Below are 11586 nucleotides of genomic sequence, written 5' to 3'. Positions count from 1 at the left end.
GCGTCCGCCATCCTCGTGTGGCATGAGTAGACCCGTGATTCGCCGCGCCTGGACCTGGCCGCTCGCCCTCGGCCTCGTCGCCGCCCTCAGCTGGAGCGCGGGCGGCGCACCCGCCGGAGCGGGGCCCTCCGCCATCGGGCTCAAGGGCGCCATCGACACGATCCTCGCCGATTCCCGGATGGAGGGCGCCGCCGCGAGCGTCGTCGTCGCCGACGCCACCACCGGACAGCGGCTCTACGAACGCGCCGCCGGCGACCGGCTGATGCCCGCTTCCAACACCAAACTCGCCACCTCGACCGCCGCGATGGCACTGCTCGGCCCCGACCACCGGTTCCGCACCGACGTGCTGTCCACCGGCAGCCGCTCCGGATCGACCCTCCAGGGCGACCTCTATCTCCGCGGTACGGGCGACCCCACCACGCTCGCCTCCGACTACGGCAAACTCGCCGCCCAGCTGCGCGAGTCCGGGATCCGGAAGGTCACCGGCCGCATCGTCGCCGACGACACCCGCTTCGACACCAGCCGGCTGGGCCGCTCCTGGGCCGCCGACGACGAGTCCTCCTACTACTCGGCCCAGATCTCCCCGCTGACCGTCGCCCCCGACACCGACTACGACGCCGGCACCGTCATCGTCGAGGCGCTTCCCGGCGCCGCTCCCGGCGCCAGGCCCGTCGTGAAACTCACCCCGCCGACCGGCTACGTACACGTCGACGTCCGGGGCACCACCGTCCCCGCCGGAGGGACCGACACGCTCGCCGTCGAGCGCGAGCACGGCACCAACACCATCGTCGTCAGTGGGAACATCCCGGTCGGCGGCTCCGCCACCAAGGAATGGGTCACCGTCTGGGAGCCGACCGGCTACGCGGCGTCCGTCTTCGCCGATGCCCTCGCCGAGCGGGGTGTACGCGTCCTCGGCTCCCCGCGCCTCGGCCGGCCCACCCCGCCCGGCGCGAAGGTCCTCGCCTCACACAGCTCCATGCCGCTCAAGGAGCTGATGCTCCCCTTCATGAAGCTGTCCAACAACATGCACGCCGAGGCGCTGACCAAGACGATCGGCTACGAGACGGCCGGGCAGGGCACCTGGAGCGCGGGCCTCGCCGCCATCGACGGCTTCCTGAAGAAGGAGGGCGTCGACGCGGCGAAGCTCCGCCAGGTCGACGGCTCCGGGCTGTCCCGGATGAACGTCTTCTCCGCCGACCAGCTCACCCGGCTGCTGCTGGCGGTCACCGACGCGCCCTGGTACGCCGACTGGCACGCGTCGCTGCCCGTCGCCTGCAACCCCGACCGCGCGATCGGCGGCACCCTCCGCACACGTATGTGCAACACCCCTGCCGCTCTCAACGCCCGCGCCAAGACCGGCTCGCTGACCGGCGCTTCCGCGCTCTCCGGATACGTCACCGACGCCGGGGGCCGCGAACTCGTCTACAGCATCGTGCTCAACAACTACCTCGCGTCCTCCGTGAAGAGCATCGAGGACGCCATCGTGGTGACCCTGGCCGGGTCCGACACGGCCGGCGGCGAGATCGCCGCCGCGCGGCCGTCCGTACCGCAGCAGCTGCGCAATGCGCCGCGGCCGGCCCCCGGCGACCTCGAATGCGCCTGGCGGAAGCCGGAGATCTGCTGAGCCGAGGACACGGAGAAGGGGCTGCCCCCGGACCCTTGAGGTCCGGGGGCAGCCCCTTGTTCGCGCTCGGAACGCTTACGCGTCCTTCGACAGGTTCGGCCCGGCGCCGCCACCCGCCGCCGACTCGATCGGCGGGACGTCCGGCAGAGCCGACTTCTCCTCACCGCGGAAGGTGAACTTCTTCTCCTCACCCTCGCCCTCGGTGTCGACGACCACGATGTGACCCGGACGCAGCTCGCCGAAGAGGATCTTCTCGGAAAGCAGGTCCTCGATCTCACGCTGGATCGTCCGGCGCAGCGGACGGGCACCCAGGACGGGGTCGTAGCCCTTCTTCGCCAGCAGGAGCTTCGCCTCCTGGCTGAGCTCGATGCCCATGTCCCGGTCCTTCAGGCGCTCGTCCACCTTGGCGATCATCAGGTCGACGATCTGGATGATGTCTTCCTCGGACAGCTGGTGGAAGACGACCGTGTCGTCCACGCGGTTCAGGAACTCCGGCCGGAAGTGCTGCTTCAGCTCTTCGTTGACCTTCGCCTTCATCCGGTCGTAGGTGCTCTTCGTGTCGCCCTGGGCGGCGAAGCCCAGGTTGAAGCCCTTGGAGATGTCCCGGGTCCCGAGGTTGGTCGTCATGATGATGACCGTGTTCTTGAAGTCCACGACCCGGCCCTGGGAGTCGGTCAGTCGACCGTCCTCCAGGATCTGGAGAAGGGAATTGAAGATATCGGGGTGGGCCTTCTCGACCTCGTCGAAGAGGACGACGGAGAACGGCTTCCGGCGCACCTTCTCGGTGAGCTGGCCGCCCTCTTCGTAGCCCACGTATCCGGGCGGGGAACCGAAGAGGCGGGAAACCGTGTGCTTCTCGCTGAACTCCGACATGTCGAGGGAGATCAGCGCGTCCTCGTCGCCGAAGAGGAATTCGGCGAGCGTCTTGGAGAGCTCGGTCTTACCGACACCGGACGGGCCGGCGAAGATGAACGAACCACCGGGGCGCTTCGGGTCCTTCAGACCGGCGCGGGTACGCCGGATCGCCTGGGACAGCGCCTTGATGGCGTCCTTCTGGCCGATGACGCGCTTGTGGAGCTCGTCCTCCATGCGGAGCAGACGGGAGGACTCCTCCTCCGTCAGCTTGAAGACCGGGATGCCGGTGGCCGTGGCGAGGACCTCGGCGATCAGCTCGCCGTCGACCTCGGCGACGACGTCCATGTCGCCGGCCTTCCACTCCTTCTCCCGCTTGGCCTTCGCCGCCAGCAGCTGCTTCTCCTTGTCGCGGAGAGACGCCGCCTTCTCGAAGTCCTGGGAGTCGATCGCGGACTCCTTGTCCCGGCGGACACCGGCGATCTTCTCGTCGAACTCGCGGAGGTCCGGCGGAGCGGTCATCCGGCGGATGCGCATCCGGGAGCCGGCCTCGTCGATCAGGTCGATCGCCTTGTCCGGCAGGAAGCGGTCCGAGATGTACCGGTCGGCCAGGGTCGCGGCCTGGACCAGCGCCTCGTCCGTGATGGAGACGCGGTGATGCGCCTCGTAACGGTCGCGCAGGCCCTTGAGGATCTCGATGGTGTGCGGCAGGGACGGCTCGGCGACCTGGATGGGCTGGAAGCGGCGCTCCAGGGCCGCGTCCTTCTCCAGGTGCTTGCGGTACTCGTCGAGCGTCGTCGCACCGATGGTCTGCAGCTCGCCTCGCGCCAGCATCGGCTTGAGGATCGAGGCGGCGTCGATCGCGCCCTCGGCGGCGCCCGCACCCACCAGGGTGTGGAGCTCGTCGATGAACAGGATGATGTCGCCGCGGGTGCGGATCTCCTTGAGGACCTTCTTCAGGCGCTCCTCGAAGTCACCGCGGTAGCGGGAGCCGGCGACCAGCGCGCCCAGGTCCAGGGTGTAGAGGTGCTTGTCCTTGAGGGTCTCGGGCACCTCGCCCTTGACGATGGCCTGCGCCAGGCCCTCGACGACCGCCGTCTTGCCGACGCCGGGCTCGCCGATGAGCACCGGGTTGTTCTTGGTCCGGCGGGACAGCACCTGCATGACCCGCTCGATCTCCTTCTCGCGCCCGATGACCGGGTCGAGCTTGGACTCACGAGCGGCCTGGGTGAGATTCCGGCCGAACTGGTCGAGGACGAGTGAGGTCGAGGGCGTGCCCTCGGCCGGGCCGCCTGCCGTGGCGGCTTCCTTGCCCTGGTAACCGGAGAGCAGCTGGATGACCTGCTGCCGCACCCGGTTGAGATCGGCGCCCAGCTTCACGAGGACCTGGGCGGCGACGCCCTCGCCCTCGCGGATCAGGCCGAGCAGGATGTGCTCGGTGCCGATGTAGTTGTGGCCCAGCTGAAGAGCCTCACGGAGCGACAGCTCCAGTACCTTCTTGGCACGGGGCGTGAAGGGAATGTGCCCGGACGGGGCCTGCTGGCCCTGACCGATGATCTCCTCCACCTGCTGGCGGACCGCCTCGAGCGAAATCCCGAGGCTCTCCAGGGCCTTAGCGGCGACACCCTCACCCTCGTGGATCAGGCCCAGGAGGATGTGCTCGGTGCCGATGTAGTTGTGGTTGAGCATCCGGGCTTCTTCCTGAGCCAGGACGACAACCCGCCGCGCGCGGTCGGTGAACCTCTCGAACATCGTTAATCGCTCCTCAGAGCGGTCAGTCAGTTAGGGGTCGATCCCCTCCCTGTCCTTCCGCAGCTTAGTCCCGCGAGCGGGGACCGCTCATTCCAACTGCCGACACCCGTCGATGGCCTCCTGCCCCGAACGCCGACAAATGCTCCAACCCGATGGTGCGAGACGATGTTCCCGCAGGCCAAGCAGTTACCCGTGCCATCTGTACGCCGATGGCGAACGTGAGACTGCTAAACCCTGCGTGTCGTCCGTCCCCACTAGGGATGTCTTACCCGTATGCACGGACACTCCATGCCGCGCGCACCGGTTCCCTCAGCTACGGGCGAACATCCTTGCGCCCCCGAACACGCCCCCACCACCTCCTTTCGAGCACTCTGAGCGACCACCTCCCGACATTCCGTAACTATCGGGCCGTCCCGGTAGTTCCCAGGGCATGGCGTTCACTCTCCCGGTACCGCGCGCGCCGCTCGATGACAGCAGCACACGGTGGTATGAGTACGAGCTTGGCTGGGCAACGGCCGAAGGGCCACCGGTACAGCTTCTGACCGGGCTGCGCTTCGACGTGCTGGAGCTGCCGGCCGACGCCGGATTCGCGCTGCTCAGGCGGTGCGGACGCACCGGTCCCGTCGCTCTCGCGGGGAGCAGGATGCGATTTCTGGTGGCCGCGGGCAGCGCCGAGGAGCTGCCGGGGCTGCTCGGCTGGCTGGAGTGGGGCGGGATCGCGCTCGACCTGACCGCCCTCGGCCCGGGCGGGTCCATTCCCGCGCCGGTGCCGCACGTGCGTGCCGCCCCGTCGGCACCGCCACAGGGGGCCGCCGTCTGGCTGCGGCCCCCGGAGCCGGGGCACGAGGTGGAACCGTCACTTCCGGCGTTCGCCGCTCTCGGGCGAAGGGCCGGGCCCGGGGGCGGTGGGGGCACCCCCGACCTCGTACGGCTCGTGGACGCGGCGGCGAATGCCTGCCACCGGGCCCGGTTGGTGCGTACGAATGCGGCAGGGCCGCATGCGCATGCTCAGCCGTTGGCCTTCTCGTAGGCCTCGCGGATCTCGGCGGGAACGCGGCCGCGGTCGTTGACGCTGTAGCCGTTCTCCTTGGCCCACTTGCGGATCTCCGCCGTGTCCTTGTTGCCGGTCGCGGCGGCGGCACGGCCCTTTCCACGGCCGGTCGCCGCACGGCCGCCGGTACGCCGGCCGCCCTTGGTGTACGGATCGAGCAGGCCACGGAGCTTGTCCGCATTGGCGGTGGTGAGGTCGATCTCGTAGGTCTTGCCGTCCAGAGCGAACGTCACGGTCTCGTCCGCCTCGCCGCCGTCGAGGTCATCGACAAGAAGGACCTGAACCTTCTGTGCCACCGGATTTCCTTTCATCGAAAATGCAGTACGCGGAAAGGAAACCGCTTTTCTCTGGAAAACACAAACCCCTGGCAGAGGTTCAGAACCCCGGGAACGCGGGAAACGTACGCGATTCGGACATAGGGGTTCAGTCCTGCGTTCCGTTCCGCCCCTCTTCCCGTCGATGCGGGATCACAGGTGCAGAAGCATCCGGCTGTTACCCAAGGTGTTCGGCTTCACTCGTTCGAGACCGAGGAACTCGGCGACACCCTCGTCATAGGAACGCAGCAGCTCGCTGTAGACATCTCCCTCGACCGGAGTCTCGCCGATCTCCACGAACCCGTGCTTCGTGAAGAAGTCCACTTCGAAGGTCAGGCAGAATACTCGGCGCACACCCAGCCAGCGGGCCGTGTGCAACAGCTTGTCCAGCAGGTGATGGCCCACACCGGAGCCCCTGAACTGCGGATCCACCGCGAGAGTGCGGACTTCCGCGAGATCTTCCCACATCACGTGGAGCGCACCGCAGCCGACCACTCGGTCGTCCGTCTCGCGTTCCGCGACCCAGAACTCCTGGATGTCCTCGTAAAGCGTGACCGTCGCTTTGTCGAGCAGGATGCCTTCGCCCACGTACGGATCCACGAGACGGCGGACGGCCGGCACATCGCTGGTCCTGGCCCGCCGGACGGTGACGGCATTTGCTGCGACATTGGGAAGGGGATGCGCTGACGACATGACCGGACGCTATCGCCCCGCTCCGTCCGCGCCGTCGGCGCCCTCGGCGTCCTCGCCGTCCTCGGTCCCCTGTTCGGGAGAACCCTCCGGCAGCCCTTGCGGGGAAGCTTCACGGGCCACTTCGGGAGCGTCTTCCTCGGGGTCACGCTGAACGACGCGGATCGCGTCCCGGAGTGCCTGGCGCTGGTCCGAGGACATCATGCCGAAGAAGGCGACAAGGGCCGAGGCGGGGTTGTCGCTCTGGGACCACGCTTCGTTCATCAGTGCGGCCGAGTAGGCGGCCCGGGTGGACACCGCGGTATATCGATAGGCACGACCTTCGACTTCCCTGCGCACCCAGCCCTTCTGATGGAGATTGTCCATTACCGTCATGACGGTTGTGTAGGCGATGGACCGTTCCTGCTGGAGATCTTCCAGCACTTCGCGCACCGTCACCGGGCGGTTCCATTGCCAGATGCGCGTCATGACGGAGTCTTCGAGCTCTCCCAATTGGCGGGGCACATCGCCACCATAGTCTGAGATGTCGGAATGACTGGCTATTGACGTAGTTCGGGTACGAAAAAGGACGTACGGCCTTGTTGAGCCGTACGTCCTGGAAGCAGCGGGGTCGGACCGGGGGTCAGGCCTCTTTCGGGCGCTCGGCCGGGGCGGACTGACGAGCGGCTTCCGCGCGTGCCATCGCCGCGTCCACCGCGGCGTCCTCCTTGGCCTTGTTCGGGCCGCCCTGGCTCTTCACGATCGTCACGACGAGAGCGATGAAGAACCCGGCCATCACGATGGGGGGCAGGAGCGCGGATACGTAGTCCATGCCCTCCAGAGTAGCTATCCGGCAGCCCGCTTCTCCGGCGGGGGGACGGGTCGGCGGCGCGGCGGGAAGACCTCGCCGGGCGTGGGGATGGGGCGGTCCGGCCGCGGAGCGGGCCTGGGCGAGGGTTTGGGGTCCGCCGGGCGGGGCTCCGGCTTGTCCCCGGTGGCGGCGGCACGGCCGCCCGGCAGGGCGAGCAGACGGATGCGGGGCGGGGCCGCGACCGGCGCCCGGTCGGCTGCCCGGTCGGCCGTGCGGCCGGCGAGGCGGGCGCGTACCGACTCCTCGGCGAGATCCTGGCAGCGCTCCAGCAGCGCGGCCGTCAGGGGCGTCCGGCGCAGTGAGCGCAGGGCGGCGAGATCCTCGGGGGCCGGCTCGTACCCGGCGGCGAGGGCGTCCTGGAGGAGCTCCAGATAGCCCCCCTCCGAGCCGGGAAGGGCGTCGCGGTACCTGGCCAGGTCGGCGAGGAGGAACGTACGCAGCCGGCCCGCCTCACGGACGGCCTCGTCCACGGACTGGGCGAGCCGCAGGCACTCCTGGGCGGTGTTCCCGCCCGGGCCGTCGGCCGTGTCGGTGGGGCGGAACTGGTCGGGGTGGAGGGCGATGGCGAGGGCGCGGCGGAGCACACGCAGTTCGTCCGCGCTGAACGCCATGCCGCCGCGGGATCCGTATGGCGTGGGCATGGGCCGACGATACGCGCTAATCGGACAAAATTTGTTTAACGTCTGACTCGTGGCGCGGCGCCGGCACCGGACGGCCGAGGGTGCCGGCGCGGGTTCACATACGCGAGACGTTCCGCTCGTACACGAGGCGCAGGCCGATCAGCGTCAGCCAGGGCTCGTGCTCGTCGATCACGGACGACTCGGCGAGCACCACCGGTGCCAGGCCACCCGTCGCGATCACGGTCACCTCGTCCGGGTCCTCGGCGAGTTCCCGCTTCATGCGCTCGACGACACCGTCCACCTGGCCCGCGAAGCCGTACACGATGCCCGCCTGCATGGCCTCCACCGTGTTCTTGCCGATGACGCTGCGCGGGCGGGCCAGCTCGATCTTGCGGAGCTGGGCACCCCGCACGCCGAGGGCGTCGACCGAGATCTCGATGCCGGGAGCGATGACCCCGCCCGCGTACTCGCCGCGGGCACTGATCGCGTCGAAGGTCGTCGCCGTGCCGAAGTCGACGACGATCGCCGGGCCGCCGTACAGCTCGACGGCGGCGACCGCGTTGATGATGCGGTCGGCGCCGACCTCCTTGGGGTTGTCCGTCAGAACCGGCACACCGGTCTTGACGCCGGGCTCGACGAGGACGGCGGGGACGTCGCCGTAGTAGCGGCGGGTCACCTCACGCAGTTCGTGCAGCACCGACGGGACGGTGGCGCAGATCGCGATGCCCTCGATGCCGTCGCCGAGTTCCTCACCGAGCAGCGGGTGCATGCCCATCAGCCCGTTGAGGAGCACCGCCAGCTCGTCGGCGGTGCGGCGCGGATCGGTGGAGACGCGCCAGTGCTCCACGATGTCCTCGCCGTCGAAGAGGCCGAGGACGGTGTGGGTGTTGCCGACGTCGATGGTGAGCAGCATCGGTTCAGACCCCGGCCTCTCGCAGGTCGAGACCGATGTCGAGGATCGCGGAGGAGTGGGTGAGGGCCCCGACCGCGAGGTAGTCGACGCCCGTCTCGGCGTACGCCCGGGCGTTGGCCAGGGAGAGGCGGCCGGAGGACTCCAGGACCGCGCGGTTCCTGACCAGGGCGACGGCCTCCTCGGTCTCCACCGGGGTGAAGTTGTCGAGCAGGATCAGGTCCGCTCCGGCGTCCAGGACCTCGCGGACCTGGTGGAGGGTGTCGACCTCGACCTCGACGGGGAGGTCCGGGGTGCCCAGCTCGGCGAGCGTCTCCCGGACGGCCTTGAAGGCCTGGGCGACACCGCCGGCGGCGACGACGTGGTTGTCCTTGACGAGCGCCGCGTCGGACAGCGACATGCGGTGGTTGACGCCGCCGCCGCAGCGCACGGCGTACTTCTCCAGGGCGCGCAGGCCCGGCGTCGTCTTGCGGGTGTCGCGCACGCGCGCGTTGGTGCCTTCGAGGACGTCGGCCCAGGCGCGGGTGGCGGTGGCGATGCCGGAGAGGCGGCACAGGAGGTTCAGGGCGCTGCGCTCGCCGGTGAGCAGGTCACGGGTGCGGGCGGTCACGGAGAGGAGCTTCTGGCCCGCCTCGACGCGGTCGCCGTCCTCGACATGGCGCTCGACCTCGAAAGCGTCGGTGCAGACGATCGAGAGGACCGCCTCGGCGACCCGCAGGCCCGCGACGACGCCGTCCTCGCGGGCGGTGAAGTCGCCGGTCGCCACCGCGTCCTCGGGGACGGTGGCGACGGTCGTGATGTCGACGCCGCCGTCCAGGTCCTCCTCGATCGCGAGGTGCGCGATGTCCTCGACCTGGACGGGGTCGAGACCGGCCTCGGCGAGGAGTTCGGCGAGGGCGGGGTCGAGACCGCACTCGTACACCTCGTCGGCGCAGCCGCAGTCGTCGCCGCAGCCCGCCTCGCCGGCGGGGGCGCCGATCTGGATCAGCGGGACCTCAACGGGCTCCGGACGTTCTTCGGGCGTACTCACGGTTGCGGCTCCCTGTCGGCGGTGGGGCTGGTGGGGATCGGGGTTACGGGCGGAAGTGCTTCGGTGGCGGTGCGGCGTACGACGAGACGGCGGTCGGGGGTGAGCCGCACGACGATATGACGGCGCCACTGCGCGTCGTCCCGCCCGGGGTGGTCCTCGCGCCAGTGGCAGCCGCGGGTCTCCGCGCGCTCACGGGCGGCGGCGACCAGGACCCGCGAGACGAGCAGCAGATTGGCCGCCTCCCAGGACTCGACGCCGGGCTCTGCGGCCTTGTCGAACTCCTCGGCGTCGTGCAGCGCCGACAGGTGCAGCGCCTCCAGCGCGTCCGCCGCCTCGTCCAGGCTCGCGGCGGAACGGAGCACACCCGCGCCGCGCGTCATGATCCGCTGGATCTCGTGCCGCGCCTCGGGCATGAGCAGCGGTACGAGGCCCCCTGCCCCGACGGTCCCGCCGTCCGGGCAGACCGTACGCAGGGACTCGGCGGCGGCCTGCGGCGCACCGGCCGGCTCGGCGTCGGCCGTGGGCCCGTCCAGCCATCCGGCAGCGGCCTGTGGGGCCCCTTCGGGCTGCGCCGCGTCCGTGGCCGGGCCGGAGGTCCCGCCGTCGGGGGCCGGTGCACCGGGCTCCCGCGTCGCGATCGCCGTCGCGATGCGCTCCGCGAAGACCAGGCCCTCCAGGAGGGAGTTGGAGGCCAGGCGGTTGGCGCCGTGGACACCTGTGCAGGCGACCTCGCCGCAGGCGTAGAGGCCGGGGACGGTCGTGCGGCCGTGGAGGTCGGTGCGCACGCCGCCGGAGGCGTAGTGGGCCGCCGGGGCGACCGGGACGGGCTCGGTGACCGGGTCGATGCCGTGGGAACGGCAGGCCACGAGGATCGTGGGGAAGCGGGTCTCCCACATCTCCGCGCCGAAGTGGCGGGCGTCCAGGAACATGTGGTCCGCGCCCTGCTCCTGCATGCGGCGCATGATGCCCTTCGCCACGATGTCGCGGGGAGCGAGCTCGGCCAGCTCGTGCCGGCCCAGCATGAAACGGTTGCCGGACGCGTCGACGAGGTGGGCGCCCTCGCCCCGTACCGCCTCGGAGACGAGCGGCTGCTGGCCCTCGGACTCCGGGCCCAGGTACAGGACGGTCGGGTGGAACTGGACGAACTCGAGGTCGCTGACCTCCGCGCCGGCGCGCAGGGCGAGCGCCACCCCGTCCCCGGTGGACACCGGCGGGTTGGTGGTGGCGGAGAAGACCTGGCCCATGCCGCCGGTCGCCAGGACCACAGCGGGCGCGTGCACCGCGCCCACGCCGTCGTGCTGGCCCTCGCCCATGACGTGCAGGGTGATACCTGCCGTACGGCCTTCCGCGTCCGTCAGAAGGTCCAGCACCAGCGCGTGCTCGATGACGCGGACGGCCCCGTCGCGTATCGCCGTGACCAGCGCCCTGGAGATCTCCGCACCCGTCGCGTCGCCGCCCGCGTGGGCGATGCGGCGCCGGTGGTGGCCGCCCTCGCGGGTGAGCGCGATGCCTCCCTCGGCGGTCAGATCGAAGCGGGCGCCCGTCGCGATCAGCCGCCGTACCGCGTCGGGCCCTTCGGTGACGAGGGTGCGTACGGCCTCCTCGTCGCACAGCCCGGCGCCCGCGACCAGGGTGTCGTCCAGATGCTGCTCGGCGGTGTCGCCCTCGCCGAGCGCCGCGGCGATGCCACCCTGCGCCCAGCGGGTGGAACCGTCGTCCAGGAGTGCCTTGGTGACCACGACCGTACGCAGACCCTCGGCCGTGCACCGCAGGGCCGTCGTCAGGCCGGCGACGCCGGAGCCGACCACGACGACGTCGGCCTCGATGGACCAGCCGGGCGCGGGGGCGTTCAGCCGTATGACGGTGCCGGGGCTGCCGGTGCTGGTCATGCCG

At 70.2% G+C, this 11586-nt stretch carries 11 protein-coding genes; 2 read left to right on the top strand and 9 right to left on the bottom strand.

Annotated elements, in window-relative coordinates; all coding sequences use genetic code 11:
* Nucleotides 1-22: 22 nt before the first annotated feature.
* Nucleotides 23-1624, top strand: coding sequence for a D-alanyl-D-alanine carboxypeptidase/D-alanyl-D-alanine endopeptidase (dacB, locus tag OG766_RS20080; RefSeq protein ID WP_328725911.1), 1602 nt, complete (start codon nucleotides 23-25; stop codon nucleotides 1622-1624).
* A gap of 75 nt (nucleotides 1625-1699) precedes the next feature.
* Here the strand turns inward: dacB and OG766_RS20075 are convergent, their stop codons facing one another.
* Nucleotides 1700-4228, bottom strand: a complete 2529-nt coding sequence (locus tag OG766_RS20075; RefSeq protein WP_266381209.1) for an ATP-dependent Clp protease ATP-binding subunit — start codon at nucleotides 4226-4228, stop codon at nucleotides 1700-1702.
* 430 nt (nucleotides 4229-4658) lie between these two features.
* On the opposite strand from OG766_RS20075, the gene OG766_RS20070 reads away from it, so the two are divergent.
* Nucleotides 4659-5258: an SCO3374 family protein gene (locus tag OG766_RS20070; protein WP_266381207.1), complete on the top strand. Its 600-nt coding sequence runs from the start codon at nucleotides 4659-4661 to the stop codon at nucleotides 5256-5258.
* Here OG766_RS20070 and OG766_RS20065 read toward each other — a convergent pair.
* The 8 genes from OG766_RS20065 to OG766_RS20030 form a co-directional block, all read right to left on the bottom strand.
* Entirely contained in the window at nucleotides 5237-5575 is a 339-nt protein-coding gene (locus OG766_RS20065; RefSeq protein WP_266381205.1) for a histone-like nucleoid-structuring protein Lsr2, read from the bottom strand. The two genes, OG766_RS20070 and OG766_RS20065, sit on opposite strands and share 22 nt — an antisense overlap.
* Nucleotides 5576-5746: 171 nt before the next feature.
* Nucleotides 5747-6286, bottom strand: coding sequence for an amino-acid N-acetyltransferase (locus OG766_RS20060; RefSeq protein WP_266381203.1), 540 nt, complete (start codon nucleotides 6284-6286; stop codon nucleotides 5747-5749).
* Nucleotides 6287-6295: 9 nt separating this feature from the next.
* Nucleotides 6296-6787, bottom strand: coding sequence for a BlaI/MecI/CopY family transcriptional regulator (locus OG766_RS20055; protein ID WP_266381201.1), 492 nt, complete (start codon nucleotides 6785-6787; stop codon nucleotides 6296-6298).
* Between the two features lie 118 nt (nucleotides 6788-6905).
* Complete coding sequence (locus OG766_RS20050; protein ID WP_328725910.1) at nucleotides 6906-7094, bottom strand: hypothetical protein; 189 nt, start codon at nucleotides 7092-7094, stop codon at nucleotides 6906-6908.
* 14 nt (nucleotides 7095-7108) lie between these two features.
* Nucleotides 7109-7744, bottom strand: a complete 636-nt coding sequence (locus OG766_RS20045) for a hypothetical protein (RefSeq protein ID WP_328727508.1) — start codon at nucleotides 7742-7744, stop codon at nucleotides 7109-7111.
* Nucleotides 7745-7868: 124 nt separating this feature from the next.
* Nucleotides 7869-8666 (bottom strand): type III pantothenate kinase, encoded by a 798-nt coding sequence (locus OG766_RS20040; protein ID WP_266381195.1) that lies wholly within the window; start codon nucleotides 8664-8666, stop codon nucleotides 7869-7871.
* 4 nt (nucleotides 8667-8670) lie between these two features.
* Nucleotides 8671-9693, bottom strand: coding sequence for a carboxylating nicotinate-nucleotide diphosphorylase (nadC, locus tag OG766_RS20035; RefSeq protein WP_328725909.1), 1023 nt, complete (start codon nucleotides 9691-9693; stop codon nucleotides 8671-8673).
* Nucleotides 9690-11582 (bottom strand): L-aspartate oxidase, encoded by a 1893-nt coding sequence (locus OG766_RS20030; protein ID WP_328727507.1) that lies wholly within the window; start codon nucleotides 11580-11582, stop codon nucleotides 9690-9692. The genes nadC and OG766_RS20030 overlap by 4 nt, the downstream gene beginning before the upstream one ends.
* Nucleotides 11583-11586 lie beyond the last annotated feature (4 nt).

Origin of the sequence: Streptomyces sp. NBC_00259 (genome assembly GCF_036181745.1) — a bacterium.
GTDB classification, from domain to species: Bacteria; Actinomycetota; Actinomycetes; order Streptomycetales; family Streptomycetaceae; genus Streptomyces; species Streptomyces pratisoli.
This window is presented reverse-complemented; position numbering and strand designations above follow the sequence as displayed.

What these genes read in the sequence shown, in the direction of transcription:
- dacB (WP_328725911.1), top strand. Translation starts at nt 23, where the DNA reads ATGAGTAGACCCGTGATTCGCCGCGCCTGGACCTGGCCGCTCGCCCTC.
- OG766_RS20075 (WP_266381209.1), bottom strand. Translation starts at nt 4,228, where the DNA reads ATGTTCGAGAGGTTCACCGACCGCGCGCGGCGGGTTGTCGTCCTGGCT.
- OG766_RS20070 (WP_266381207.1), top strand. Translation starts at nt 4,659, where the DNA reads ATGGCGTTCACTCTCCCGGTACCGCGCGCGCCGCTCGATGACAGCAGC.
- OG766_RS20060 (WP_266381203.1), bottom strand. Translation starts at nt 6,286, where the DNA reads ATGTCGTCAGCGCATCCCCTTCCCAATGTCGCAGCAAATGCCGTCACC.
- OG766_RS20050 (WP_328725910.1), bottom strand. Translation starts at nt 7,094, where the DNA reads ATGGACTACGTATCCGCGCTCCTGCCCCCCATCGTGATGGCCGGGTTC.
- OG766_RS20045 (WP_328727508.1), bottom strand. Translation starts at nt 7,744, where the DNA reads ATGGCGTTCAGCGCGGACGAACTGCGTGTGCTCCGCCGCGCCCTCGCC.
- OG766_RS20040 (WP_266381195.1), bottom strand. Translation starts at nt 8,666, where the DNA reads ATGCTGCTCACCATCGACGTCGGCAACACCCACACCGTCCTCGGCCTC.
- OG766_RS20030 (WP_328727507.1), bottom strand. Translation starts at nt 11,582, where the DNA reads ATGACCAGCACCGGCAGCCCCGGCACCGTCATACGGCTGAACGCCCCC.